27 protein-coding genes are annotated in these 26,469 nt (G+C 62.1%); 17 read left to right on the top strand and 10 right to left on the bottom strand.

Features of this window, described 5'->3' with window-relative positions:
- Positions 1-97: 97 nt before the first annotated feature.
- The 3 genes from AD666_RS14800 to AD666_RS14790 all read left to right on the top strand — a co-directional run bounded on the left by AD666_RS14800 (position 98) and on the right by AD666_RS14790 (position 3,166).
- A complete protein-coding gene (locus tag AD666_RS14800; protein WP_053153064.1) occupies positions 98-697 on the top strand; it encodes a short chain dehydrogenase in 600 nt (199 codons plus the stop codon).
- Positions 698-771: 74 nt separating this feature from the next.
- Complete coding sequence (locus AD666_RS14795; protein WP_053153264.1) at positions 772-1,446, top strand: COG3650 family protein; 675 nt, start codon at positions 772-774, stop codon at positions 1,444-1,446.
- Between the two features lie 106 nt (positions 1,447-1,552).
- Positions 1,553-3,166, top strand: coding sequence for an NAD(P)/FAD-dependent oxidoreductase (locus tag AD666_RS14790; RefSeq protein WP_053153061.1), 1,614 nt, complete (start codon positions 1,553-1,555; stop codon positions 3,164-3,166).
- Between the two features lie 122 nt (positions 3,167-3,288).
- Here the strand turns inward: AD666_RS14790 and AD666_RS14785 are convergent, their stop codons facing one another.
- Positions 3,289-4,383, bottom strand: coding sequence for a PLP-dependent cysteine synthase family protein (locus AD666_RS14785; RefSeq protein WP_053153059.1), 1,095 nt, complete (start codon positions 4,381-4,383; stop codon positions 3,289-3,291).
- Positions 4,384-4,643: 260 nt separating this feature from the next.
- Here AD666_RS14785 and nhaA point away from each other — a divergent pair, with 260 nt between their 5' ends.
- A complete protein-coding gene (gene nhaA / locus AD666_RS14780; RefSeq protein WP_053153055.1) occupies positions 4,644-5,828 on the top strand; it encodes a Na+/H+ antiporter NhaA in 1,185 nt (394 codons plus the stop codon).
- Between the two features lie 251 nt (positions 5,829-6,079).
- Here the strand turns inward: nhaA and AD666_RS14775 are convergent, their stop codons facing one another.
- Positions 6,080-6,544 carry a glycine zipper 2TM domain-containing protein gene (locus AD666_RS14775; RefSeq protein ID WP_053153052.1) on the bottom strand — a complete coding sequence of 155 codons (465 nt, stop codon included), beginning with the start codon at positions 6,542-6,544 and terminating at the stop codon, positions 6,080-6,082.
- Positions 6,545-6,715: 171 nt separating this feature from the next.
- Here AD666_RS14775 and AD666_RS26070 point away from each other — a divergent pair, with 171 nt between their 5' ends.
- A complete protein-coding gene (locus AD666_RS26070) occupies positions 6,716-7,000 on the top strand; it encodes a hypothetical protein (protein ID WP_082339786.1) in 285 nt (94 codons plus the stop codon).
- On the opposite strand, the gene pdxH is transcribed toward AD666_RS26070, so the two are convergent.
- From pdxH to dinG, 4 genes are all read right to left on the bottom strand, one after another.
- Complete coding sequence (gene pdxH / locus AD666_RS14770; protein WP_053153050.1) at positions 6,948-7,595, bottom strand: pyridoxamine 5'-phosphate oxidase; 648 nt, start codon at positions 7,593-7,595, stop codon at positions 6,948-6,950. The two genes, AD666_RS26070 and pdxH, sit on opposite strands and share 53 nt — an antisense overlap.
- A 24-nt stretch (positions 7,596-7,619) precedes the next feature.
- A complete protein-coding gene (locus AD666_RS14765) occupies positions 7,620-8,630 on the bottom strand; it encodes an OmpA family protein (RefSeq protein WP_053153047.1) in 1,011 nt (336 codons plus the stop codon).
- Between the two features lie 116 nt (positions 8,631-8,746).
- Positions 8,747-9,892, bottom strand: a complete 1,146-nt coding sequence (locus tag AD666_RS14760; RefSeq protein WP_053153044.1) for a serine hydrolase domain-containing protein — start codon at positions 9,890-9,892, stop codon at positions 8,747-8,749.
- A gap of 112 nt (positions 9,893-10,004) precedes the next feature.
- Complete coding sequence (gene dinG, locus AD666_RS14755; protein WP_053153042.1) at positions 10,005-12,149, bottom strand: ATP-dependent DNA helicase DinG; 2,145 nt, start codon at positions 12,147-12,149, stop codon at positions 10,005-10,007.
- 100 nt (positions 12,150-12,249) lie between these two features.
- Between dinG and AD666_RS14750 the strand changes: the two genes are divergently transcribed.
- Positions 12,250-12,714 carry a CopD family protein gene (locus tag AD666_RS14750; protein WP_053153039.1) on the top strand — a complete coding sequence of 155 codons (465 nt, stop codon included), beginning with the start codon at positions 12,250-12,252 and terminating at the stop codon, positions 12,712-12,714.
- A gap of 118 nt (positions 12,715-12,832) precedes the next feature.
- On the opposite strand, the gene AD666_RS14745 is transcribed toward AD666_RS14750, so the two are convergent.
- From AD666_RS14745 to AD666_RS14735, 3 genes are all read right to left on the bottom strand, one after another.
- Positions 12,833-13,591 (bottom strand): hypothetical protein, encoded by a 759-nt coding sequence (locus AD666_RS14745; RefSeq protein ID WP_053153036.1) that lies wholly within the window; start codon positions 13,589-13,591, stop codon positions 12,833-12,835.
- Positions 13,584-13,856, bottom strand: a complete 273-nt coding sequence (locus AD666_RS14740) for a DUF1145 domain-containing protein (RefSeq protein ID WP_053153033.1) — start codon at positions 13,854-13,856, stop codon at positions 13,584-13,586. Before AD666_RS14740 ends, AD666_RS14745 begins: the two co-directional genes overlap by 8 nt.
- 138 nt (positions 13,857-13,994) lie before the next feature.
- Positions 13,995-14,690 (bottom strand): OmpA family protein, encoded by a 696-nt coding sequence (locus tag AD666_RS14735; protein WP_053153027.1) that lies wholly within the window; start codon positions 14,688-14,690, stop codon positions 13,995-13,997.
- A gap of 192 nt (positions 14,691-14,882) precedes the next feature.
- On the opposite strand from AD666_RS14735, the gene AD666_RS14730 reads away from it, so the two are divergent.
- From AD666_RS14730 to AD666_RS14715, 4 genes are all read left to right on the top strand, one after another.
- A complete protein-coding gene (locus tag AD666_RS14730) occupies positions 14,883-15,380 on the top strand; it encodes a DUF6231 family protein (RefSeq protein WP_053153020.1) in 498 nt (165 codons plus the stop codon).
- A 16-nt stretch (positions 15,381-15,396) separates the two neighbouring features.
- Positions 15,397-15,870 (top strand): YchJ family protein, encoded by a 474-nt coding sequence (locus tag AD666_RS14725; protein ID WP_053153261.1) that lies wholly within the window; start codon positions 15,397-15,399, stop codon positions 15,868-15,870.
- Between the two features lie 69 nt (positions 15,871-15,939).
- Positions 15,940-16,425, top strand: a complete 486-nt coding sequence (locus tag AD666_RS14720) for an LEA type 2 family protein (RefSeq protein WP_053153018.1) — start codon at positions 15,940-15,942, stop codon at positions 16,423-16,425.
- 5 nt (positions 16,426-16,430) lie between these two features.
- Positions 16,431-16,634, top strand: coding sequence for an SEC-C metal-binding domain-containing protein (locus AD666_RS14715; protein ID WP_053153014.1), 204 nt, complete (start codon positions 16,431-16,433; stop codon positions 16,632-16,634).
- Positions 16,635-16,753: 119 nt separating this feature from the next.
- On the opposite strand, the gene AD666_RS14710 is transcribed toward AD666_RS14715, so the two are convergent.
- A complete protein-coding gene (locus AD666_RS14710) occupies positions 16,754-17,311 on the bottom strand; it encodes a cysteine hydrolase family protein (protein ID WP_053153010.1) in 558 nt (185 codons plus the stop codon).
- Positions 17,312-17,497: 186 nt separating this feature from the next.
- Here AD666_RS14710 and AD666_RS14705 point away from each other — a divergent pair, with 186 nt between their 5' ends.
- From AD666_RS14705 to AD666_RS14675, 7 genes are all read left to right on the top strand, one after another.
- The gene (locus AD666_RS14705) at positions 17,498-19,948 is read left to right on the top strand and encodes a penicillin acylase family protein (RefSeq protein WP_053153007.1); all 2,451 of its coding nucleotides are present in this window, start codon (positions 17,498-17,500) and stop codon (positions 19,946-19,948) included.
- 149 nt (positions 19,949-20,097) lie between these two features.
- Positions 20,098-21,132 carry a ligase-associated DNA damage response exonuclease gene (locus AD666_RS14700; RefSeq protein ID WP_053153004.1) on the top strand — a complete coding sequence of 345 codons (1,035 nt, stop codon included), beginning with the start codon at positions 20,098-20,100 and terminating at the stop codon, positions 21,130-21,132.
- Positions 21,129-22,817, top strand: a complete 1,689-nt coding sequence (locus AD666_RS14695; protein ID WP_053153001.1) for an ATP-dependent DNA ligase — start codon at positions 21,129-21,131, stop codon at positions 22,815-22,817. The genes AD666_RS14700 and AD666_RS14695 overlap by 4 nt, the downstream gene beginning before the upstream one ends.
- 246 nt (positions 22,818-23,063) lie before the next feature.
- Complete coding sequence (locus AD666_RS14690; protein WP_053152998.1) at positions 23,064-23,846, top strand: transporter substrate-binding domain-containing protein; 783 nt, start codon at positions 23,064-23,066, stop codon at positions 23,844-23,846.
- Positions 23,847-23,903: 57 nt separating this feature from the next.
- A complete protein-coding gene (locus AD666_RS14685) occupies positions 23,904-24,632 on the top strand; it encodes an ABC transporter permease (protein WP_053152995.1) in 729 nt (242 codons plus the stop codon).
- The gene (locus tag AD666_RS14680) at positions 24,629-25,339 is read left to right on the top strand and encodes an ABC transporter permease (RefSeq protein WP_053152992.1); all 711 of its coding nucleotides are present in this window, start codon (positions 24,629-24,631) and stop codon (positions 25,337-25,339) included. The genes AD666_RS14685 and AD666_RS14680 overlap by 4 nt, the downstream gene beginning before the upstream one ends.
- An 11-nt stretch (positions 25,340-25,350) precedes the next feature.
- The gene (locus AD666_RS14675; RefSeq protein ID WP_053152984.1) at positions 25,351-26,469 is read left to right on the top strand and encodes a succinylglutamate desuccinylase/aspartoacylase family protein; all 1,119 of its coding nucleotides are present in this window, start codon (positions 25,351-25,353) and stop codon (positions 26,467-26,469) included.

Below are 26,469 nucleotides of genomic sequence, written 5' to 3'. Positions count from 1 at the left end.
GTTTCCAGATGAAAACCAAAGGTTGCCTATTAGCATGATTATCAGCGTAAAGAATCCCTCTAGACTGAAAACTCGTTCAACCCAGTGAGGAATCCCCATGAAAATCCTGTTGATCGGCGCCAACGGCACCATTGGCTCGGCCATCGATAACGAACTGTCGCCGCGTCACGAAATCGTCCGCGTCGGCCGCCACAGCGGTGACTTGCAAGTGGACATCAGCGACAGCACCTCGATTCGCGCCCTGTTCGAAAAGACCGGGCGCTTCGATGCGCTGGTCTGCGCGGCGGGCAATGTCACCTTCGCCCCCTTGGGCGACATGACGGAGGAAAGCTTTGCCCTCGGCCTGACAGACAAGCTGATGGGCCAGGTCAACCTGCTGCTGATCGGCCGGGAATTCGCCAATGACGGAGCCTCCTTTACCTTCACCAGTGGCGTGCTCAGCCATGACCCGATCAAGAGCGGCGCCTCGGCGGCCTTGGTCAACGGCGCTCTGGACAGTTTCGTCCGCGCAGCAGCCATCGAGTTGCCAAGAGGCTTGCGAGTCAACTCGGTGAGCCCGAACGTGCTGCTGGAGTCCATGGACAAGTACGCTGCCTATTTCCGCGGCTACAAACCGGTGGCCGCCGCCGACGTCGCATTGGCCTACGCCAAGAGCGTCGAAGGCCTGCAAACCGGCCAGACCTTTCACGTCGGTTAAATAAGAGCTCGCCTACGGGTTGTGGTGTAGGACCAGTCTGAGTAACGTGGCGGCACCTGTCTGGAGACCCAATGATGCGTGCCGCCCGTTCCGTTCTGCTTGTTGCCCTCCTACCACTCTTCGCCGGCTGCCAATTGCTCGACGGCACCCGCCAGAGCGCTTCCCACGCTGGCCAGATGCGCATGCAGGGCGAGCTCACCGCGGCCGATGGCAAGCTGATTTTCCAGCCGTGCCAGGAACAACGTCGCTACCTCGTCAATGACAGCGGCGCTACCAGCGTGCTGCAACAAGCCGCGACCCTGGCCAATGACCAGGGCAAGCTGTTTGCCGATATGCGAGGCCCTATTGTCTCCAGTGCAGCGGCCGGTACGGACAGCCAGTTCAACGTAGAGCAACTGTATCGCCTGGAGCGTTCAAGCACGGCGTGCGATGACGAGAACTTCAAGCGGCTGGTCCTGCGCGCCGCCGGTCATGGCCCCGAGTGGAGCCTCAACGCCAGCGGCAAGGGCATGGTACTGGAGCGTGAAGGCCAACCGACACTGGCGGTGCCCTACCTGGAAGAGCAATTGGGTGATGGCCGCTTCAACCTCAGCACCGAAGCCAACGGCCAGACAGTCGAACTTTGGGTCGCACCGCAACGCTGCGTCGATCCCGTCACCGGAAGCGTCCAGCACATGAGCGCCGAAATCCGGGTCAACGGCCAGGTCCAGCGCGGCTGCGCCTACTTCGGCGGTGCCCGCGACGACTGATTCGACGAGCGACCGTTTTAACCTCACGGGCGTTGCGGATTGCAGCTTATAATCGCCGGTTTGAACGCCCTGGCGCAGTTGTGCGCCCCGCGAACCGGATCCCGTCATGTTACGAATCACCGAACTCAAGCTGCCGATCGATCATCCCGAAGAAGACCTGCGCGCTGCCATCGTGCAGCGCCTGGGCATCACCAACGATGATCTGCTCGACTTCACCCTGTTCAAGCGCAGCTACGACGCGCGCAAGAAATCCTCCGAGCTGTGCTTCATCTACACCCTCGACCTGACGGTGCGCGATGAGGCCGGCCTGCTGCGCAAGTTCGCCGATGACCGTAACGTCAACGAAGCACCGGATGTCAGCTACAAAATGGTCGGCCAGGCACCGGCGGACCTGAGCGAGCGGCCGATTGTGGTGGGTTTCGGCCCATGCGGGATCTTCGCAGCGCTGTTGCTGGCGCAGATGGGTTTCAAGCCGATCATCCTCGAGCGCGGGCCGGAAGTCCGCCAGCGCACCAAGGACACCTGGGGCCTGTGGCGCAAAAGCGTGCTCAACCCTGAATCCAACGTGCAATTCGGCGAAGGTGGCGCGGGGACGTTCTCCGATGGCAAGCTCTACAGCCAGATCAAGGACCCGAAGTTCCTCGGTCGCAAAGTGCTGCACGAGTTCGTCAAGGCCGGCGCGCCGGAAGAAATCCTGTACGTCAGTAAGCCGCACATCGGTACGTTCCGTCTGACAGGCGTCGTGGAAAACATGCGAGAGCAGATTCGCGCCTTGGGCGGCGAAGTACGCTTCCAGCAGCGGGTAACCGACGTCCTGATCGAAGACGGCCAACTGGTCGGCGTGGAACTGGCCAGCGGCGAACGGCTTTACTCCCGGCACGTCATCCTGGCCTTGGGCCACAGCGCCCGCGACACGTTCCGCATGCTCCACAGCCGTGGCGTGTACATGGAAGCCAAGCCGTTCTCGGTGGGTTTCCGCATCGAACACCCGCAGTCGCTGATCGACAGTGCGCGCCTGGGTAAATACGCCGGCCATCCGAAACTCGGCGCCGCCGACTACAAACTGGTGCACCACGCCAGGAACGGTCGTTCGGTGTACAGCTTCTGCATGTGCCCGGGCGGGACCGTGGTGGCGGCGACCTCCGAACCGAATCGCGTCGTCACCAACGGCATGAGCCAATATTCGCGCAACGAGCGCAATGCCAACTCCGGCATCGTTGTCGGCATCACCCCGGAAGTGGACTACCCCGGCGGACCGCTGGCCGGGATCGAGCTTCAGGAACGCCTGGAATCCCACGCCTTCGTGCTCGGTGGCAGCAACTACGAGGCCCCGGCGCAATTGGTGGGTGACTTCATCGCCGGCAAACCGTCCACCGCCCTGGGCAGCGTCGAGCCCTCCTACAAGCCAGGGGTCTCGCTGGGTGACCTGGCGCTGGCCCTGCCGGACTTCGCCATCGAGGCCATCCGCGAAGCCCTGCCGGCGTTCGAGAAACAGATTCGCGGCTATTCGCTGCATGACGCCGTATTGACCGGCATCGAAACCCGTACTTCGTCCCCACTGCGCATTACTCGCAACGAATCGTTGCAGAGCCTGAACGTGAAGGGCTTGTTCCCGGCGGGTGAAGGCGCCGGTTATGCAGGCGGGATCCTGTCGGCAGGCGTGGACGGGATCCGGATTGCCGAGGCGGTGGCGCGGGATCTCCTCGGCCTCAAGACCTGACACCAACCTTTGCGGGAGCGAGCCTGCTCGCGATGGCGGTGGATCAGTCAGACATTATTTGACTGCTCTGCCGCTATCGCGAGCAGGGCTCGCTCCCACAAGGGGCGGCAGCGTTTTCAAGCTCAAATCCCCGCCCGCAACACACTCTCCGGCAGCGCCTCCCCGCGCTCTACGCTCGCCGCCACTGCATCCATCAATCCGCTCAACTCATATCCCTGTGCCTTGAGCCAGGCCGGATCGTAATAGGTCGTGGCATAACGCTCGCCGCCATCGCACAGGATCGCCACGATCGATCCCGACTCCCCTATCTCCTTCATCCGCTTCGCGGCGATCAGCGCACCGATCAGGTTGGTGCCGCTGGACCCGCCGACCCGCCGACCCAGGCGTTGCGCCAGGTAATGCATGGCGGCCAGCGATAAAGCGTCCGGTACCTTGACCATCGCATCGATGACCTTGGGCAGGAACGACGCCTCGACCCGTGGACGGCCAATGCCTTCGATCCGCGAACCGCACTCCAGGCGCAGGCTTGCATCGCCGCTGCGGTAGTAGTCAAAGAACACCGAGCGCTCAGCGTCGGCACACAGCACCCGAGTACAATGCTGGCGATAGCGCACGTAGCGCCCCAGAGTCGCGGTGGTGCCCCCGGTGCCAGGGCTGGAGATCAACCAGCTGGGCTCCGGATGCCGCTCGAAACGCATCTGCTGGAAAATCGACTCGGCGATGTTGTTATTGGCCCGCCAGTCCGTGGCGCGTTCGGCGTAGGTGAACTGATCGATGAAATGCCCGTCATGCTCACGCGCCAGTCGCTCGGACTCGGCGTAGATCTGCGTAGGATCCTCCACCAGATGGCTCTGGCCTCCGTAGAAAGCGATCTGTGCGATTTTTTCCCGAGAGGTGGTTGCTGGCATCACCGCGATGAAGGGCAGGCCCAGCAGCCGGGCGAAATAGGCTTCGGAAATCGCCGTCGATCCGCTGGACGCCTCGATCACCGGCGCGCCGGGCTTGAGCCAGCCGTTACACAACGCGTAGAGAAACAGCGAGCGAGCCAGGCGGTGCTTGAGGCTGCCGGTGGGATGGCTGGATTCATCCTTGAAATACAGCTCGATGCCCGGAAAGCCAGGCAGTGGCAACGGGATCAGGTGGGTATCGGCGCTGCGCTGGAAGTCGGCTTCAATGATGCGAATCGCTTCGCGTGCCCACTGGCGGGGGTCGTTCATGTGTTTTCTCGCAGATCGGTTCGACGCGGGGAAGCCTGACGGCCAGGCACAACGCATATTCGGAAAAGCCAGTCCCAAGCTTAGGAAAAAAACTACATCGCGCACAGGTACAGCTAAGGTCCAATATGCCCGGCATCTGCCCGAACGAACCTCAGGCGCCGTAACGTCATATAACAAAAAAGAATATAACTTTTGTTTTAACAACTAACGGTACGGGTTAGGGTGTGACCACTTTTTGATTGACGACATGGAGAGCGATCTTGCCTCTACGTAATTCTCTGACACGTTTTTTTCAGCTGGAAGCCGCCAGCGGCCTGCTGCTGATCGCCGCTGCCGTACTGGCCCTGGTCATCAACAACTCGCCCCTGTCCTGGCTGTACGGCGGCCTGCTGGACACCCCCGTAGTAGCCCAGATCGGCGCGCTGAAGATCGCCAAGCCCCTGCTGCTGTGGATCAACGATGGTCTGATGGCGATGTTCTTCCTGCTCATCGGGCTAGAGGTCAAGCGCGAGGTACTCGACGGCCAGTTGTCAAAACCATCGCAGATCGTCCTGCCGGGCGCCGCAGCCATCGGCGGCATGGTGGTGCCTGCCCTGATCTACTGGTTTCTCAACCGCGACAATCCTGCGGCCCTTTCGGGCTGGGCGATTCCAACGGCCACCGACATCGCCTTCGCCCTGGGGGTCCTGGCCCTTCTGGGCAAACGCGTACCGGTGTCGCTCAAGCTGTTCCTGATGACCCTGGCGATCATCGACGACCTCGGCGCCATTATCATCATCGCGATCTTCTACTCGGGCGCCTTGTCGACGCTCTCGCTGATGCTGGCAGCGGCGTGCATCGCCGTGCTGGTGGCAATGAACCGAATGGGAGTGGTCAAGCTTGGTCCCTACATGGTCGTAGGCCTGATTCTCTGGGTTTGCGTGCTCAAGAGTGGTGTGCACGCCACGTTAGCCGGCGTCACCCTGGCATTCTGCATTCCACTGCGCACGAGAAACGCCGAGACCTCGCCGCTGTTGTCCCTGGAGCATGCCCTGCATCCCTGGGTCGCGTACGGCATCCTGCCGCTGTTCGCCTTTGCCAATGCCGGCCTGTCCCTGAGCGGTGTCACCGTCGAGAGTTTCACCCATCCCGTGCCGATGGGCATCGCCATCGGCCTGTTGCTGGGCAAGACCGTCGGTGTGTTCGGCCTCACCTGGCTAGCGGTGAAAGCCGGTATCGCCGGCCTGCCCGCCGGCGCCAACTGGGGTCAGATACTGGGGGTGGCGATTCTGTGCGGCATCGGATTCACCATGAGCCTGTTCGTTGGCTCCCTGGCGTTCGAGCCCGGCGCAAGCCAGTACGCCGGCATGGATCGGATGGGCATCCTCACCGGCTCGATCCTCGCGGCAGTGCTGGGTTACGGGGTGACCGCAGCGGCCAGCCGCAAGCACAAAGCCTTGTCCTGACGCATCCTTGAAGACCGATCGCTACGCCTTTTCGCGGCGTAGCGATCCCTCACCCGGTCGATTCGCCCCCTCAAGATCAGACGTTCCAGCAAAGCAGTCCGACAATGCTCGGCAAGCGACCACCGAACGCCCCTGGCCACCGGGTCAGCGTCCGTCCCGCACGAATAGACCATGACCTTCGGCCAATTCAACGAAGGGCATAAAAAAACCCCGATCAGTCACCTGATCGAGGTTTTTCCTTCCCGCTGCGCTTAGTGCGTAACGCGGCTCACACCGTTCACGGTGGCGATACGAACCCGCTCGCCCACACGGAACACTTCGTTTTCCTGAACCTCTTGCACGTAGGCGCGCATGCTGCCGTCGTCTTCGCGAACAGTGATTTCCACACCCTGGGTGCGGGTCAGGCCTTCTTCGGTGGCGGAGCCGATCAGGCCACCGGCCACGGCGCCAATCACCGCGGCGACGATACTGCCGCGACCGCCACCAATGGCGCTGCCGCCGACACCACCGACCACCGCACCGGCGGCACCGCCGATCGGGGTCTTGGTGCCTTCGATCTTGACCGGACGCAAGGCTTCGATGGTCCCCATGCGAATCGTCTGCACGCGACGCGCTTCGTCACGGGAATAGGAGTCACCGGTCAGGCTCGACTGACAACCAGTGAGCAACATCGCCATCGTGGAAAAGGAAGCAACCAGCAAAACAGACTTACGCATAGCATCAGACTCCAAAAGACAGGTATTCATTAAACTCCGCAGCTTGACGCCTGTCACGGCTTCGCCGGGATAAAATTGTTTTCATTCAGGTGGGATACAGGCATACCCGAGAAATTCCACAAAACAGTAGCGCCAATTTACGAAACCTGCGTCGTTGGCCCAAGGATTTCCATGGACTATTTCATCATCGCGGCCACCACCCTCGCCGGTTTGTACTTCCACTGGTGGCTGTACGTACGGATCAAACGCTGGGTGGATCGTGACCTGGCGCTGTCATTGGCAGGGCGGGACGAGGGGAAGAAGGATTACATGCTGCAACAATTGGATCGCGCCCGGGCGCTACGGATCAAGCGCCGGGACCTGCCGCAATGGCTCCAGGCCGCTGCGGCAGATTATCCAGCCCCTACGGGGCCAGACGCTCGCGAGTCCAGTCCGCCCCTTCCAGGCGGTAGTTGAGACGATCATGCAGGCGACTCGGGCGGCCTTGCCAGAACTCGATGCGTTCAGGCAACAAACGGTAACCGCCCCAATGCTCGGGACAATGCGGCTGACTGTCGCTGAAACGCTGCTCCGTGGCCTTGAGCAAGTCCTCCAGCTCATGACGCCCGGCAATCACCCGGCTCTGGGGTGAAGCCCAGGCGCCGAGACGGCTGCCTAGAGGACGTACCTGATAGTAGGCATCCGATTCCTGCGCCGTCACCTTCACCACCCTGCCTTCGATGCGCACCTGGCGCTCAAGGGTTGGCCAGAAAAAGGTCATGGCCGCAAACGGATTCGCGGCCAGGTGCTGCCCCTTGGCACTGTCATAGTTGGTGAAGAATGTGAAGCCCTGTGCGTCCAGGCCCTTGAGCAGCAGGATGCGGCAGTGAGGACGTCCGTCGGCATCTACCGTCGCCAGGGTCATGGCGTTGGCCTCCACCGGGGCCTGTTCCGTTTTCACCGCCTCAGCGAACCATTGGTGGAACAGCGCAAACGGCTCGGCCGGGGCTTGCGCCTCGGTCAGGCCGTTACGGGTGTAGTCGCGGCGCATATCAGCCAGCGTTTGGGTCATGGCGCACTCCTTGTGGTTCGCCCATCACTGCTTGGAGGTATCGGCGGCCGCGACTTTCTTGGTATCGGTGGCGGCTTTGGCCGGTTCGGGTTTCTTCGCCGGGGTGGCCTTCTTGGCTGGAGCTTTCTTCGCCGGAGCCTTGACCGGAGCCTTGGCCGGGGTCTTCTTGACCGGAGCTTTTTTGGAAGCCGCAGTCGTAGTCTTCTTGGTGACAGGCGCAGGAACCGGGACCGCAGGCTTCACATCCTGGGCCGCCACCATCGTAACCGGCGCAGGGGCTGGCATGTTGTATTTGCCCAGCAGTGCGACCAGGGTATTTTGCGGCGTAACCAACAGCTCCACACGACGGTTCAAGGCACGGCCCTCCACACTGTCGTTGGCAGCACGCGGCTCTACAGAGCCCATGCCCCGCAACATCAGGCGATCACGCTGCAAACCGCTGAGACGGAAAATCGCTGCCACGGACTGGGCACGTTCCTGGCTGAGTTTCAGGTTGGCCGGTGCCGCTCCCGAAGTATCGGCGTGACCGAGAATCAGCACGGCCGCTTTCGGGTCGGCTTCGAGGACCTTCGCCACGCGGGTGAACGGGCCGAGGGTCACCGGCAGCAGCATGGCCGGTCGGTCCGGGTTGAAGGAGCTGTCGACCGGTGCGGTGACCACCAACACGTTATCGCGACGCTCAAGCTCGAGCTTGCTGTCCTTGATGGCCGTGCGCAGCTTCGGCTCGTAGTCGTCGAGCCAGGCCTGGGTGATTTTCGGGTCGGGCATCGGTGCCGCCTTGACGGTTTCCTGCTCCTTATCGCCAAACGGCCACCACCACTTGCCGCCGCCTTGCGTTTCAGCTTTCGCAACGTCGGCAGGAGCCTTGGCCTCCGGCTTCAGGGGAGCCGCAGGCGCCGCTTCCTTGGTCGCCACTTTGTCGGACGAGCCAAATGGCCACCAGCCACCACCTCCCTCGGCATCATTCTGTGGAGTTTGCGCGCAACCGGTAACAACGAAGCACAGCGCCAGAGCGAGGGTTTTATTCGATGACATTGGATATCCACAAAATGATGTAAATGAAAATACAGCCCCCTGCTCGGGGCGCATAAACAGACGCTTTGAAACAAAAAAGGACACGAGGTTCCTGTGCCCGCTTTCTCGAAGAAGCTTTATAGACATGTGGCAAGCACCCTCGCCAGGTTCTGCGCGCGCGGGTCCATCAGCACATAAGGGCCAAGCGTATTGGTCACAAAACCGAACGCCACGTCATGCTCCGGATCGGCAAAGCCGATGGAGCCCCCTGCCCCCGGATGACCGAAAGCCCGTGGCCCCAGGCCGTAGGTCGCGTTCGATACATCCGGCTGGTCGAGCATGCAACCCAGGCCGAAACGGGTCTGGGTCAATAACGTTTTGTCGTCGCCGAAACTGTGCTGGCGGGTCAGCTCATCGAGCATTTCGCCTTCCAGCAGGCTGCCGTCCAGCAGGCCAGCGTAGAACCCTGCCAGGCTACGGGCATTGCCATGGCCGTTGGCGGCCGGCTGCTGCATACGCCGCCACTCCGGTTTGTTGGTGCTGGTCATGATCGAGGGCGGGTTGGTGAAGGCTCGCGTGGTCATCGCCGTGGGCTCACGCATCGTCACTTGTAACAGCCGCTGTGCGGCGGCATCGCCGACGTTGCCTTTGCCCCGTGCGATGTGGGCCACGCGGTGAAACTCCGCATCGGCCAGCCCCACATGGAAGTCCAGGCCCAGCGGCCTGGCAACCCGGGCCACGATGGACTCGCCAGGTCCGCGGCCATCCGCCCGTCGCAGCAATTCGCCGACCAGCCAGCCATAGGTGATCGCGGCGTAGCCATGGCCCTCGCCGGGTGTCCACCAGGGCGTTTCGGCCGCCAGCGCATCGACCATGGTCTGCCAGTCATACAGCGCCTCGGGCGCCAGCAACTCACGCAGCGCCGGCAGGCCGGCCTGATGGCAGAGCAATTGACGCAAGGTGATGGCTTGTTTGCCAGCGGCGGCAAACTCGGGCCAATACCGGGCGACCGGGGCGTCCAGTTGCAATTTGCCCTCGGCCACCAGTTGCAGGGCCGTGACGGCAGTAAAGGTCTTGGTGCAGGAAAACAGATTCGCGATGGTATCGCTGTGCCAGGCTTCGTGGCCGTCCTTGTCGGCCGTACCGGCCCACAGATCGATCACCGTCCGACCGCCCACCTGGATGCACAACGCCGCGCCGCGCTCCTGAGGATCATCGAACAACGCCGCGAACGCTTCACGAACGGCCTCGAACTGAAGTTCATAATGACCTTGAATCTGCACTCGCAACTCCTTTGAAACAAAGACTTTTAGCGTGGCCGCATTGTTTCAGCCATTGAGCTTTTTGAAAACCTTCATGGGACGGCTGGTCATGAACGTTTATTCGCCGTGATCATCAGGAAATTTCCCGCCGGAACGGCGGCAACGCGTTGAGGATGGCCTTGCCATAGCGCTGGGTCACCAGTCGGCGATCGAGCAAGGTGATGGTGCCGCGGTCCTCTTCGGTGCGTAGCAAACGGCCACAGGCCTGGACCAGTTTCAGCGAGGCATCCGGTACCGAGATCTCCATGAAGGGATTACCACCGCGAGCTTCGATCCACTCGGCCAGCGCGGCTTCCACCGGGTCGTCCGGGACCGAGAACGGGATTTTGGCGATGACCACGTGCTCGCAGTAGGCACCGGGCAGGTCCACACCCTCGGCAAAACTCGCCAGGCCGAACAGCACGCTGGAATCCCCGCCATCGACCCGCGCCTTGTGCTTGTTCAGGGTTTCCTGTTTCGACAGGTTGCCCTGGATGAACACCTGCTTGCGCCAGTCGCGGTCGAGACCGTCGAACACGTCTTGCATCTGCTTGCGCGAGGAAAACAGCACCAGGGTGCCCCGCGAGCCTTCCACCAGTGCCGGGAGGTCACGAATGATGGCAGCGGTGTGGGCGGCGGCATCTCGTGGATCGGCTCTGAGATCCGGTACGCGCAACACGCCCGCGTCGGCATGATGGAAGGGACTCGGGACCACGGCGGTCACGGCCGTTTTCGGCAGGCCTGCACGCATGCGAAAGCGATCGAACGTGCCCAGGGCGGTCAGCGTGGCGGAAGTCACCAGCGCACCGTAGGCCACGTTCCACAGGTTACGGCGCAACATGTCCGCCGCCAGGATCGGGCTGGCATTGACCTCGATATCGAACAGCGAACCGCTCTCGGCCAGCGTCAGCCACCGCGCCATCGGCGGATTGTCTTCCGGATCTTCGGTGGTGAACGCCGTCCAGAGCTCCCAGTTGCCCTGGGAGCGGGACAGCAGGCTGCCAAACAACGGGTACCACTCCTCGGCCTGGTTGCTGGCGATACCGATGTTCACCTCGCCGTCCATGCCTTCCTTGAGCAGGTCGGTCAGGCGCGTGAACAGGTCGGTCAGGCGGGCGAAGCCCTTCTTGAGCTCGATGCCCATTTCGCGCATGTGCTCGGGGATGATCCCTGCGACGAAACGATGCCGTGGCCGCTCGCGGCCCTCGACGTCCTCGCCGGGTTTGAAGTCGGCGATCTGCTCGCAGGCGGTGAACATGAACTGCTGGTTCGTCTTGATCTCCCGCGCCAGTTCCGGCACCTGCTCGATGAACTTGCCCAGATCACCCGGCAACGGATGCTGGGCCAGCAGCTTGGTGAGGTTCTTGGCGGTGGTTTCCAGCCAGTCGGCGGTGGAACGCAACCGGGTGTAGTGGGCGAAATGCCCGATGGCCTTGTCCGGCAAGTGGTGGCCCTCGTCGAACACGTACACCGTGTCGCGAGGGTCCGGCAACACGGCGCCGCCCCCCAGGGCCAGGTCGGCCAGGACCATGTCGTGGTTGGTGACGATCACATCGACCTTGCCCATGCCTTCACGAGCCTTGTAGAACGCGCATTGGCCGAAGTTCGGGCAATGACGGTTGGTGCATTGGCTGTGGTCGGTGGTCAGGCGGGCCCAGTCGGCATCTTCCAGTGTGGTGGGCCAGCTGTCGCGGTCGCCGTCCCACTTATTGCCGGCGAGCTTCTCGATCATGCTGGTAAACAGCTTCTGGCTGGCTTCGTCGACCTCGATCTTGAAGCCTTCTTCCTCGAACAACTGGGCCGTGGCGGTCTGTGCCTGGCCTTCCTGCAACAGCATGTCCAGCTTGGACAGGCACATGTAGCGCCCGCGGCCCTTGGCCAGGGCGAAACTGAAACTCAATCCGCTGTTGCGCATCAGGTCGGGCAGGTCCTTGTAGACGATCTGCTCCTGCAGGGCGACCGTGGCCGTGGCGATCACCAGGCGCTTCCCGGCAGCCTTGGCGGTGGGAATCGCCGCCAGGCTGTAGGCGACGGTCTTGCCGGTACCGGTGCCCGCCTCCACCGCCACGACGGCAGGCTCGCCATTGCGCCGGCCTTCATCGTCGGTGTCGATGTCACCCAGTACTTTTGCCACTTCGGCAATCATCAGGCGCTGGCCGTAACGCGGCTTGAGGCTCTTGGCTTCGAGAAAACGCGAATAGGCGCCCTGGATCGTGGTTTTGAGTTCGGTGCTGATCATGAATGGTCGGGCGCTGGAAAACGCTGGATAAATTTTCAGTGGTTCGGATCGGCGGCTATCATACCCCGCTAATCAGTCCCGCGCAGAACGGAGTAACTCAATGACACTTTTTGCCTTCATCTACACCCTGCATTTATTGGCGGCCCTGACCTGGGTCGGCGGGATGTTCTTTGCCTGGATGGTCCTGCGCCCCGCCGCGGTGACGGCCCTGGAGGGTCCTGCCAGGCTCAGGCTGTGGGTCGAAGTGTTTCAACGTTTTTTCGTTTGGGTCTGGGTCGCGGTGGTGATTTTACCGATCAGCGGCACAGGTTTGATCCATGTGCGCTTCGCCGGCTTCGAAACCGCGCCGCGTTACGTGCAGGTCATGATGGGGTTGTATGTGGTGATGACGGCGTTGTTTATCCGCATCCAGGGCTTGCAGTTGCCGTCGTTGCGTAACGCGGTGGTGGCGCAGGACTGGCCGGCGGGTGCGGCGGTGCTGGGCAAGATTCGTCGCTTGGTGGGTATCAATCTGTTGATCGGGTTGCTGGTGGTGGCGCTTGGCGCGGCGCGACCGATGTTCTGAGTATCATCAGGCGTTGCACCGCACCTGTGGGAGCGGGCTTGCTCGCGAAGACGGTGGATCAGTCAATATTGAATAACCTGACACGCCCTCTTCGCGAGCAAGCCCGCTCCCACAAGGGCTAGAAGCGTTGCACGGTCACCGCACCCGCAGCGCCGGCAGGCCCGGGCTGGCCATCGGCGCCGGGGCGACCGTTTTTGCCACCGTCGGCGGTGTAGACCAGGCAGCCCTTGGCCTTGCCGCCGGCGCCGGGTTTTCCGCCCGGTCCTGGCGCGCCGCCTGCGCCACCGTCCACCGCGACCTTGATCTGCGCCTGCGGGTAGTCTCGGGGCAGTTCGAGGCGCACCAGAGCGCCGGCCGCGCCAGGCTGGCCATCGCTGCCATTGCTGCCGTCGGCACCGCGCCCCGCCGAACCCCAGGTGCACCCCGGGGCCTGTCCGTTGGCGCCGTCAAGGCCTACATAACCCGGCGCGCCGGTACCACCGCGGGCATCCACCGACAACAGCGGTGCGTTCAAGGCATTGAAGCGCAGGTTGAGGTTGCGCCCCGGCAGCGCTGCCTTCGTATAGGTCCCTGGCGCACCACGGGAAGTAATCTGGCTGCCATCGGCCAGTTCAGCCTGGGTCACGCTCATCTCCAGCGCCTGCTGCGACGGCACGATGGCGATCCGCGCCTCACGCCCCAGGTGCAGTTGGTCAATCGACAATTGAGTCACATTCGAGGGCACCAGCAATGTCCCGTAATCAGCCACCTCCAGCCGCTCCAGCGTCAGGGTGCTGGTGGTATTGGGCAGGCGCATCAGCGAATGACTTTCCACCTGGAGCACTTGGGCAGACGCCCACGGACAGACGAGTGCAGCGAGCAGACACAATTTACGCATGGGGAGCCTCCGCGGCGGTCGGAAGGGTTTGCAGGTGAAAAATGCCGAACAGCAACACCCTGAGGCAATCACGGCCAGGCGCGGGCGAGTGGCGAAAACTGGCCCTGAAGAACAGCAGCTCCAACAGATGGACCGCCAGCAACAGCGCGCCGGCAAGATTGACCAGCAGGTGCAGCGGATAAACGAACGGCAGGACCAGATTGACCAGCACCACCAGCCAGAACAGCAGGGTCAACAAGCGCCCCAACCCGCAAAACACCTTCATACGCCCCTCGGTGGGAATTATTCTTTGCATGCACAGTAACGGCTTGCCCACAGGTTAAGCCAGAGGCCGCGGCAAATTTAATCCAGGGGACAAGAGCGCTTGCCGGTGCGAGGGAGCGTGCCCCCTCGCACCGGGCTTTCAACGGTTGATCTTGATTTCCGTACGGCGGTTCATGGCTCGCCCGTCGGCAGTCTTGTTGTCCGCCACCGGCTGGCTCTCACCGGCACCGGCTACCGAGACGAAGCTGGCGCGAGGCACGCCGCTTTCAACCAGGTAGTTGACCACTGAATTGGCCCGCTTCTCTGACAAGCGCTGGTTGTAGGCATTGCTGCCAACGCTGTCGGTATGACCGGTCACCCGCAGTTGTACGGTTGATGATTCCTGTTTCAGCCGGGTCGCAACGGCGCTCAGTGTCTCCATGTCGGACGGGGTCAACGTGGCCTTGTTGAATTCAAAGTGCACATCGCGGATCACGATGGTTTCTTCCCTGACCACAACCGGTTCTTCAACCACGGGCGCCGGGGCTGGCGGCGGGCAACCGTCGGCATCGACCTGCACGCCCTTCGGCGTGCCTGGGCACTTGTCGCGGCTGTCCGGCACGCCATCGCCATCTTCGTCGCCGTCGCCATGAGCCCAACACCAGGCGCCCGCCACAGTGCCCGCCACCAGCGCACCAGGGCCGATCCAGGAACTGCTTTCGATGGCGCCCAATCCCGCGCCAACGACACCACCCGTGGCCGCACAGATCGGCCAGTCGGTTTTTTGCAAACCTGCGCAACCAGTCAACACACTGGTTAGCAGAACCAGGGGTAACACTGTCCGAACGCTGTTCATTGGTTCTTCTCCTTGAGGAATCGGCTTTGCACCGATTCAGGGGAGTAAAGACCCGAGTCGGGTTCCGCGCCAGCACCTGACTATCCTAGGGTTTGCCTCGCATTTGCGGCCGTTCGGCACTTTTAAGCGCAAACCGCTCTAGGCCATGTGGTCTGAGCAGGCTATCGTGAGGGCTCTGATTGAGGAATCTCGATGACCGCTGCCATTTCTCCACGCACGCCCCAGCAAGCCCTGGCCGCCGTGCTTGACCGCTACGCCCCCCGAAAACTGTTGCTGATCGGCGCCAGCGACTTTCCCGCGCTGCAAGCATTTCAACAGGCGCACCCCGATACCCAAGTGGTTCTGGCGGCCCCTGGCCCGCTGCCAGCGGACGTCGCCACGCAACGTTTCGACCTGGCCCTGGCGCTCGATTGCCTGGAGCATTTGCCCAAGCGCGACGGTCTGAACCTGCTGGGCGGGATCCGCAACCTCAACGCCAGCCGTATCGCCGTGCTGGCGGACCTCAAAGCCTGTGGCTGGCAGGAAACAGACTTCTTTTCCCTGGCCCTGCAGGCCAGCGAGCGGTTCCAGCGCGGGGAGCAGGTGCTGACCCTGTTCACCTACGATCTGCTTGAATACAAACAGGTCCCGGACTGGCTCAACTCACGCTTTTGGGCCAACCCGGAAAACTTTGGAAAATATTGGTGGTAGAGCTGTGAACATAAGCCTGCAGACAACCATCTGCCCCTGTGGCAGTGGCAACCCACTGGACGCGTGCTGCGGCCATTATCACGACGGTCACCCGGCGCCCTGCGCCGAAGCCTTGATGCGTTCGCGCTACAGCGCCTACGTGCTCGGTCTGGTGGATTATCTGGTGGCGACCACCCTGCCTGCCCAGCAGGACGGGCTCGACCGCCAGGCCATGAGCGAATGGAGCGCCAAGAGCACCTGGCTCGGGCTGGAAGTGGAAAGCAGCGAGGTCTTCGGCGGCCAACCGGAACACGCCTTTGTCACGTTCACGGCGCGCTGGCACGACGGTCAGGGGGAACACAGCCATCGCGAGCAGTCTTCATTCGTGCAGAACGGCGGGCGCTGGTATTTCATCGACCCGACCGTACCGGTCAAGACCGGACGCAACGACAGCTGCCCTTGTGGCAGCGGACACAAGTTCAAGAAGTGCTGCGCGAGCTATTTCCGCTGATACAGGAATCGTCCGATGCCTCTTGCGTTCGCCGGCGGGCTAGACTGCAGATAGACCAGAGGCGCGGACATGACCTACTCATCCCCCTTGCTACGCATCGCCTGCCTGCTGCTCTTCATCGGGCTCGGCAGTTGTGCCTCCTGGCAGGGTGACGAGCCTCCCGAACCGCAGGTGCATCTGGTCAAGGTCGAAGTCATCCGTGCGCGGTTGCTGGAACAGCGATTCATGCTGCACTTTCGGGTCGACAACCCCGGCGACAGTGACCTGACCGTGAGAGGCCTGACGTACCGGATCCATCTCGCGGACCTGCTGCTGACCGACGGCGAGCACGAACATTGGTTCACGGTGCCCCCGCGAGACAGTGGCTACTTCAAGGTGCCGATCCGGACCAATCTGTGGCCACAGGTGCGGGAGGTGGTGAAATTGCTCGAGAAACCCCGGCAGCAGATCCCCTATCGTCTGGAAGGTGAGCTGGAAACCGGATTATTCATCGCTCACTACGTGCACCTGGAGCGCAATGGCGTGATAATCGCCGCCGATTTAATTGCGGAGTGACACCGATGACCCAACAACCCCACGTCCATGGCCCCGATTGCAATCACGACCATGACCATCACCACGATCATGACCACGGCCACGTCCATGGCCCGCACTGCGGCCACGCCCACCAGGAACCGGTGCGCAACGCCCTGAAGGATGTAGGCCGCAACGACCCTTGCCCATGTGGCAATGGCAAGAAATTCAAGAAGTGCCACGGGGCTTGACTCAACGGTTCTCCAGTTGAATCGCCATCGCGAGCAGGGCTCGCTCCCACAGAATCGGCGATAAGCATGTGGGAGCATGGCTTGCCCGCGATGACGCCGGCGCAGCCAATGCCGCAGTATCAGCCTGCTTCCAGAATCAGCCTTGCGCTGACCACCGTCGCATACTCTCCATGCAGGTTGCCCAGTGACATCGCGTGCACTTCATCCGCCGAACGGGCGTTACCGAAATAATCGGCCTTGTCGAACGTGAAGCATGCGTCTTCGACGACCCACGTTTCGAAGCCCAGGTTGCCGGCCGTGCGCGCCGTGGACTCCACCGAGTTATGCGTCGCTACGCCCACGACCACCAATTGCCCGATCCCGACGCTGCGCAGGTCCGCCTCCAGCCGGGTGCCGCTGAATGCGTCCGGTACCTGTTTTTGAATAAGCCATTCTCCGGCAAGCGGCGCGAATCGCTCCTGCACCTCCACGCCCGATTGCCCCGGCCAGAACACCGAATCCGGCGAGCGGGACAGGTGATGCACATGGATCACAGGACGCGCCGAGTGTCGCCAGAGCACAAGCAACTCAAGCATGCGCAGTTCCGCCTCGGGATTGTTACGCGGACCGAGCCTGGGATGCAGGATGCCTTTTTGTTGATCGATGAGCATCAGCGCCGCGTCTTTCTTTAGCTCCATGCCGGTTTTCTCTCTGGCGGTCATTGAAACGCCACACTTGAGCATCCTCTCGTCCCGAGGGCAAGTCACAGCGAGGGGCTTTCATCGACAAATCCGTAAATATCCCCTGCCCCCGCTTGCGCGGCCCTCTGCTGCTCACTAACGTAGCGCCTTTCGTTTGGTGCCCCCTCCCGCAGGAGCTTTGCCATGGCCTCGCCAGCCTCTAATTTCTTCTTCCCCCGACTCGGCGTTGCCGCCGCGGTGGCCGGTGTGCTCGGTTTGAGCGGTTGCCAGGCCTGGAACACCCAGGACACGGTCCCGCCCACCTCAGGCGTGCAGCCGCTCAAGGGGCTGGCGCAGAACGTCACGGTCCGGCGCAATGCCATGGGCATGCCGCTGATCGAAAGCAGCAGTTTCCATGACGCGCTGTTCGCCCTCGGCTACGTCCACGCCAGCGACCGCATCACCCAGATGGTGACCCTGCGCCTGCTGGCCCAGGGACGGTTGTCGGAAATGTCCGGGGCCGAGCGGCTGGACGTTGACCGTTACATGCGAGCCGTCAACCTGAAGAAAAGCGCCGACGAGCTGTACAAGGCATCGTCACCGCGGCTCAAGCGCTTCTTTGAAGTCTATGCCCGAGGCGTCAACGCCTACCTGTTCCGCTACCGCGACAAGTTGCCTTCGGACCTGGCCGCCACGGGCTACAAGCCCGAGTACTGGAAACCGGAAGATTCGGCCTTGATGTTCTGCCTGCTGAATTTCAGCCAGTCCGCCAACCTGCCGGAAGAAGTCGCCAGCCTGGTATTGGCCCAGACGATCACGAACGACAAACTGGCCTGGCTGACCCCATCCTATCCGGACGAACCACTGCCCCTGGATGAAGCCGGCAAGCTCCAGGGCATCCGGCTCAACGGCCAGGTCCCGGGCTTGAACGAAATCAGCAACGCCAGCAGCCAGTTGGCGGCGCTGAACCTGCCAGGCGCAGGGTCTTCGAATGACTGGGTCATCTCCCCGCAACGCAGTCGCAGCGGCAAGAGCCTGCTGGCCAGCGACAGCCATGGCCCCTTGAGCACGCCTTCATCGTGGGCGCCGGTGCAGATCCGCGCACCCAAGTACCAGGCCGCCGGGCTTTCCGTGCCGGGCATCCCGATGATCCTGGCGGGTTTCAACGGCAAGGTGGCCTGGAGCATGACCAGCGTGCAGGGGGACAACCAGGATCTGTTCCTGGAGAAAATCCGACGCCAGGGCAACAGCCTGTCCTACGAGGTCAACGGTAAATGGCAGCCGGTGAGCGTGCGTAACGAAACCTACTTCGTCAAAGGCCAGCGACCGATCCGGGAAGCCGTGTTCGAAACCCGCCATGGCCCGCTGCTCAACAGCGCCCAAGGCACCGCAATGGCCAATGGCTTTGGTCTGGCCTTGCAGACGCCGGGCTTGACCGACGACAAGACCCTCGACGCACTCTTCGACCTGTCCCGTGCACAGAATGCCGAGAAAGCCTCCGATGCCAGCCGCGAGATACGCGCCCTGGCGACGAACCTGATCTTTGCCGACGCCAGCCACATTGGCTGGCAGGTCACCGGTCGCTATCCGAACCGCCGCGAAGGCGAAGGCCTGCTGCCGTCGCCGGGCTGGGAAGGTCGCTATGACTGGGAAGGTTACGCCGACCCGATGGCACATCCCTACGACCAGGACCCGGCCCAAGGCTGGCTTGGCAACGCCAACCAGCGGGTCATTCCCCACGGCTACGGCATGCAGTTGTCCAACTCCTGGGCCGCACCGGAGCGTCGCGAGCGCCTGGCCGAACTGGCCGGTGCAGGCAAGCATGACGCCCGCAGCCTGACCGCGATGCAATACGACCAGACCACGCCATTCGCGGCCAAACTCAAGAAAGTCTTCGAGGCGCCGGGCATGGCCCTGCCGCTCAAACAAGCAATCGAGGCATTGCCAACGGCTGAGCGGGCCAAGGCCCGCGAAGCGTACACCCGGCTGATGGCATTCGACGGTCGACTGAGCCCGGTCTCCGCCGATGCGGCGATCTATGAACTGTTCCTGCAGCAAAGCATGCAACAGATCTTCCTCGACGAACTGGGCCCGGAAAGCAGTCCCGCGTGGAAAGCACTGGTCGCCAACGGTCAATTATCCTACTCGGCTCAGATCGATCATCTGCTCGGTCGTGAAGACAGTTCGTTCTGGGACGATGTGCGTACGGCGCAAAAGGAAGACAAGGCCATCATCCTGGCCCGCAGCCTGGCAGCCACCATCACGGCCGGGGAAAGCCAGTTGGGCGGCGACCACAACGCCTGGCAGTGGGGCAAATTGCATCGCTACGAGTGGAAGAATGCCGGCGGTCAAACCGTGCGCGGCCCGCTGCCGGCCGGTGGCGACGCGACCACGCTCAATACCGCGACATTCGCCCTGGGTCAGGATTTCAACACCACCCAGGCGCCGGCCACGCGCTTTATCGTTGACTTCGGCCAGCCCGAACCGTTGCTGATCCAAGGTGGCATCGGCCAGTCAGGCAACCCGGCCAGCCCGAACTACATCAATGGCATCGATCCATGGATCAAGGGTCAATACCAGAGCCTGCCACTGCAACCGCAGAACTTCGACCGGGCGTATGGCAAGACGCGGTTGACCCTCGCTCCCGGGAAATAAAGCGTTCCCCGTTGCAGGGAGGCTTGTTGTGGCGAGGGAGCACGCTCCCTCGCCACTGTTAACGCCAACGCCTCATCGTATTCAAACCCGATAGAACTTCTCCCCGCGCGCCCACCTCTACCTGACAAGCCCATCGCCCCGGTGATTGCATGGATCTTGTCATTGCCCGCCCCGAAGGCCTGTATTGCCCGCCTGGAGATTTCTACATCGACCCCTGGCGACCAGTGGAACGCTCGGTCATCACCCATGCCCACGGCGACCATGCCCGCAGCGGCAACCAGCATTACCTGGCCGCGGCCCCCGGCGAAGGCATCCTGCGTTCGCGGCTGGGCCAGGACATCAACCTGCAAACACTGCCCTACGGCGAACGCCTTCATCATCACGGCGTGACCTTGAGTTTCCACCCTGCCGGCCATGTGTTGGGGTCGGCTCAGGTGAGGCTGGAATATGAAGGCGAGGTCTGGGTGGCATCCGGGGACTACAAGGTGGAACCCGACGGCACGTGTGCCGCGTTCGAACCGGTGAAATGTCATACGTTCATCACCGAATCCACCTTCGGCCTGCCGATCTATCGCTGGCAGCCCCAGGCGCAGATATTCGATGAAATCAACCAGTGGTGGCGCGGCAACATAGCGGCCGGCCGGGCCAGCGTGTTGTTCTGCTACTCCTTCGGCAAGGCCCAGCGAATTCTCCACGGCATTGACGCAAGCCTCGGGCCGATCCTCGCCCACGGCGCGGTCGAACCGTTGAACCGTGTCTACCGCGACGCCGGGGTGTATTTGCCACCCACGATTTATGCCGGCGACATCAAAAAGAACGACCCGATCATGGCCCAGGCCCTGGTTATCGCCCCGCCCTCGGCCGGTGGCAGTACTTGGATGCGTCGCTTCGGGGATTACAGCGATGCGTTCGCCAGCGGCTGGATGCGCCTGCGCGGCACCCGCCGGCGAAGGGGCGTGGACCGGGGATTCGTGCTGTCCGATCACGCTGACTGGCCCGGTCTGCTATGGGCCATCGAACAGACCGGTGCGGAGCGAGTCATGGTCACCCATGGGGCGGTTGGCGTGCTCGTGCGGCACCTGTGCGAGCTCGGCCTCGACGCCCAGGGGTTCACCACCGAATATGGCGACGATGAAGAAGACCTCGTCACCGCCCCGTCCCACCCCGACGAGGACGCGTCATGAAGGCCTTCGCCGAATTGTATGCCGATCTCGATGCGACCACGTCCAGCAATGCCAAGCTGGCCGCCATGCGGAACTACTTCACCCAGGCCCCACCCCAGGATGCGGCCTGGGCCGTGTACTTCCTGTCCGGCGGGCGTCCACGGCAATTAGTGCCGGTGAAAATCCTTCGGGAACTGGCAGTGCAAGTGTCCGGGTTGTCACTTTGGCTGTTCGAGGAAAGTTACCAGGCCGTGGGCGACCTCGCGGAAACCATCTCGCTGGTGCTACCGGAGTCGCCGCACCGTTCCGACGAAGGCCTGGCGGTATGGATCGAAGAAAAACTGCTGCCCTTGCGCGGTGAATCGCCTGAGATACTGGCGGTGCGGCTACCGGCACTGTGGGCGCAACTCGATCGGCCGAGCCTGATGCTCTGCATCAAGCTCATCACGGGCAGCTTCCGGGTCGGTGTGTCCAAGCTGCTGGTGACCCGGGCGCTGGCTGCAATGGCAGGGCTGGACAGCAAACGGGTGGCCCAGCGCCTGGTGGGTTACACCGACCTGTCCCATCGCCCGACAGCCGACAGCTACCTGAAGCTGATCGCGAGCGAATCGGAGGATGAGCATGCCCAACGTGGCGGCCAGCCTTACCCGTTTTTCCTGGCCCATGCGTTGTCCGCCCCGGTGGAACAGTTCGACACCCTGCTGGGTCCGGCCAGCGACTGGCAAGTGGAATGGAAGTGGGACGGCATCCGATCCCAGGTGATCAAGCGCGACGGCCATTTGTGGGTCTGGTCTCGGGGTGAAGAGCTGGTGACCGAACGCTTCCCCGAGCTTCATCCCCTGGCCCAGGCGTTACCCGATGGCACGGTGATCGACGGCGAGATCGTGGTCTGGAAATCTTCGCAGCCGCTCAATGATCAGGCTTTCGACCCGGATACCCCCCTGCAACCATCGGTACAGCCCTTCGCCCTGCTGCAACAGCGTATTGGCCGCAAGACCTTGAGCAAGAAAGTCCTCGAAGACGCGCCCGTGGTGGTGATGGCCTACGATCTTCTGGAGTGGCAAGGGGAGGATTGGCGCAGCCGTCCCCAGGCCGAGCGACGCGAGCGACTGGAGGCACTGATTGTCCAATGTCACAGCCCGGTCCTGTTGCCGTCGCCGGTCGTGACCGGCCAGGACTGGCTCGACCTTGCCCGCCAGCGCGAAGCGTCCCGCAGCCTGGGTGTCGAGGGCATGATGCTCAAGGCCCGTAACGCGTTGTATGGCGTCGGCCGGACCAAGGACATGGGTGTGTGGTGGAAATGGAAAATCGACCCGTTCAGCGTCGACGCCGTGTTGATCTACGCCCAGCGCGGCCATGGCCGCCGCGCCAGCTTGTACAGTGACTACACCTTCGCCGTATGGGACAACCCACCGGGCAGCCGCGAACGCAATCTGGTGCCCTTCGCCAAGGCGTATTCGGGGCTGACCGATGAAGAAATGCGCCAGGTCGACAGCATCGTACGCAAGACCACAGTGGAGAAGTTCGGCCCGGTAAGCAGCGTAACCCCCACCCTGGTCTTTGAATTGGGCTTTGAAGGCATTGCCTTGTCCAAGCGCCACAAAAGCGGGATCGCCGTACGGTTCCCAAGGATGCTGCGCTGGCGCCAGGATAAAACCGTCGAAGACGCCGATACACTGGCTACGCTTCAGGATCTGCTGAAATAAGCCTCTTGCGGTTCCGCAGGAGAGCACAGCCTGCTCTCCCGTCTCGCTCCATCCCGGTGCGCTTTTTAAGGTACGCTGCACGCCCTTGCACCATCCCGTTCCACCGGCCGTCGGCTAAGCTGTTAAACGCTTGTTCGGTACTCTGGTTCGGAAATTGCTATCTTTTTGCCGTCTTACCGTTCGCACCTTTACCGGTAACAAAACTTACGCGCCTCATGCGCTCATTTTGGTTTTAGGGACTCGATAATGAAAAAAGCACTGCTGACCCTTTCTGCACTGGCATTGTGCATGGCCGCCGGCGCCGCCACGGCCAAGGAATACAAGGAACTGCGTTTTGGTGTCGACCCGTCCTACGCCCCGTTTGAATCCAAGGCCGCCGATGGCAGCCTGGTAGGTTTCGATATCGATCTGGGCAATGCGATCTGTGCAGAACTGAAGGTCAAATGCAAATGGGTCGAAAGCGATTTCGACGGCATGATTCCTGGCCTTAAAGCCAACAAATTCGACGGTGTGATCTCTTCCATGACCGTGACTCCAGCCCGTGAGAAAGTCATCGACTTCTCCAACGAGCTGTTCTCCGGCCCAACCGCTTATGTCTTCAAGAAAGGCTCGGGCCTGAGCGAAGACGTCGCTTCGCTCAAGGGCAAGACCGTCGGCTACGAGCAAGGCACCATCCAGGAAGCCTACGCCAAGGCCGTGCTGGACAAGGCCGGCGTCAAAACCCAGGCCTACCAGAACCAGGATCAGGTCTACGCCGACCTGATCTCCGGCCGCCTCGATGCGGCGATCCAGGACATGCTCCAGGCGGAGCTGGGCTTCCTGAAGTCGCCAAAAGGCGAAGGTTATGAAGTCAGCAAGCCGGTGGACAGCGAGTTGCTGCCTTCCAAGACCGCCATCGGTATCAAGAAAGGTAACAAAGAGCTGAAGGCGCTTTTGGACAAAGGTATCAAAGCGTTACACGATGACGGCAAGTACGCCGAAATCCAGAAAAAACACTTTGGCGATCTGAATCTGTACAGCGGCAAATAATGCGTAGCGCCCATCCGGCCTCGGATGGGCGCTTTTTTTCTGCCAAAGGCATTCTTCATGTTCGAACAACTCCTACAAAGTCTGGGGCTCTCGGCCTTCAGCTTGCAGGGCTTCGGCCCCCTGCTGATGCAAGGCACCTGGATGACCATCAAGTTGGCGGCCTTGTCCTTGCTGCTGAGCGTCCTGCTCGGCCTGCTGGGTGCCAGCGCCAAGCTGTCCCCCGTCAAACTGCTGCGTATCCTGGCCCAGCTCTACACCACGCTGATTCGTGGCGTGCCAGACCTGGTGCTGATGTTGCTGATCTTCTACAGCCTGCAAACCTGGCTGACATCTTTCACCGATTTCATGGAATGGGAATACATTGAGATCGACCCATTCGGCGCCGGGGTCATCACCCTGGGCTTCATTTATGGCGCGTACTTCACCGAAACCTTCCGCGGCGCGATCCTCGCCGTGCCAAGGGGCCAGGTCGAAGCCGCCACGGCGTATGGCCTCAAGCGTGGCCAGCGTTTCCGCTTCGTGGTGTTTCCGCAAATGATGCGCTTTGCCCTGCCGGGTATCGGCAATAACTGGATGGTGATGCTCAAGGCCACCGCACTGGTGTCGATCATTGGCCTGGCCGATCTGGTCAAGGCTGCCCAGGATGCGGGCAAGAGCACCTACCAGCTGTTCTACTTCCTGGTGCTGGCGGCACTGATCTACCTGCTGATCACCAGCGCCTCCAACTTCATTTTGCGCAGGCTTGAACGCCGTTATGCCGCCGGTGCACGGGAGGCCGTGCGATGATCGAGCTTTTGCAGGAATACTGGCGACCGTTCCTCTACAGCGACGGTGTCAACGTCACGGGCCTGGCGATGACCCTGTGGCTGCTCAGCGCTTCGTTGCTGATCGGCTTCGTGGTGTCGATTCCGCTGTCCATCGCCCGGGTTTCGCCCAGGTTCTACGTGCGCTGGCCCGTGCAGTTCTACACGTACCTGTTCCGCGGCACGCCGCTCTATATCCAATTGCTGATCTGCTACACCGGCATCTACAGCATCGCGGCGGTGCGTGAGCAGCCTCTGTTGGACAGCTTCTTCCGCGATGCGATGAATTGCACGATCCTGGCCTTCGCGCTGAACACCTGCGCCTACACCACGGAGATTTTCGCCGGTGCGATTCGCAGCATGAACCATGGCGAAGTCGAAGCGGCCAAGGCCTACGGCCTGACCGGCTGGAAACTGTATGCCTACGTGATCATGCCTTCGGCACTGCGGCGTTCGCTGCCCTACTACAGCAACGAAGTGATCCTGATGCTGCACTCGACGACGGTGGCATTCACCGCTACCGTTCCAGACATACTGAAAGTCGCCCGGGACGCCAACTCGGCTACCTTCCTGACCTTCCAGTCATTCGGGATCGCCGCGTTGATCTACCTGAGCGTCACCTTTGCGCTGGTGGGGTTGTTCCGCCTCGCCGAACGTCGCTGGCTGGCCTTCCTCGGCCCGACTCACTAAGGTTCACGCAAATGCGCCACCAGATACATGACTTGCTGGCCCCGGTGCCGGGGACCGCACGCAAAATCCACAGTTTCCACTTCGGCCCGGAAAAAGCCGCCGGCAAAATCTATATCCAGTCGTCACTGCACGCCGACGAATTGCCCGGCATGCTGGTGGCCTGGCACCTCAAGCAACGCCTGGCGGAACTGGAAGCCTCGGGCCATCTGCGCCATGAGATCGTCCTCGTTCCGGTGGCCAATCCCGTTGGCCTTGAACAAGTGCTGATGGACGTGCCCCTGGGCCGCTACGAGTTGGAAAGCGGACAGAACTTCAACCGCCGGTTCGTCGACCTGAGCGAAGAAATCGGCAATGAAATCGAAGAGCTGCTGACCCAAGACCCACAGCATAATCTGATGCTGATCCGCACCAGCCTGCGCGACGCCCTTGCCCGGCAAACCGCCGCCACCCAGCTGCAATCCCAACGCCTGGTACTGCAAAGGCTGGCCTGCGACGCCGACATGGTACTGGACTTGCACTGCGACTTCGAAGCCGTGGCCCACCTCTACACCACGCCCGAAGCCTGGCCCCAGGTCGAGCCGCTGGCCCGCTACATCGGCGCCGAAGCCTGCCTGCTGGCGACCGACTCGGGAGGCCAGTCATTCGACGAATGCTTCACCCTGCTCTGGTGGCAACTCAAGGAACGCTTCGGCGACCGGTTCGAGATTCCCCTGGGCAGCTTTTCGGTCACCGTCGAATTGCGCGGCCAGGGCGACGTCAACCACGGGCTGGCGAGCCTGGACTGCCAGGCCCTGATCGAATACCTGATTCGCTACGGCGCCATTGAAGGCGAACCGATGCCCCTGCCGGACCTGCCGTATCCAGCCACCCCCCTGGCCGGCGTCGAGCCGGTGGCAACGCCCGTCGGCGGGCTGTTGGTCTACAGCGCCCTGCCGGGGGAATACCTGGAGGCGGGCCAACTGGTGGCGGAAATCATCGATCCGGTCAGCGACACCGTCACCCCCGTCCACTGCCGCAATGCCGGGCTGCTGTACGCCCGCTCGCTGCGCCGCATGGCCACCGCCGGCATGGTGATTGCCCATGTCGCCGGCACCGAAGCCTACCGTAGCGGTTACCTACTTTCGCCTTGA

Source organism: Pseudomonas sp. Pf153 (genome assembly GCF_001269775.1).
GTDB lineage: Bacteria > Pseudomonadota > Gammaproteobacteria > Pseudomonadales > Pseudomonadaceae > Aquipseudomonas > Aquipseudomonas uvaldensis.
The sequence above is the reverse complement of the archived record's forward strand: the minus strand, read 5'-3'. Positions and strand labels throughout refer to the sequence as shown.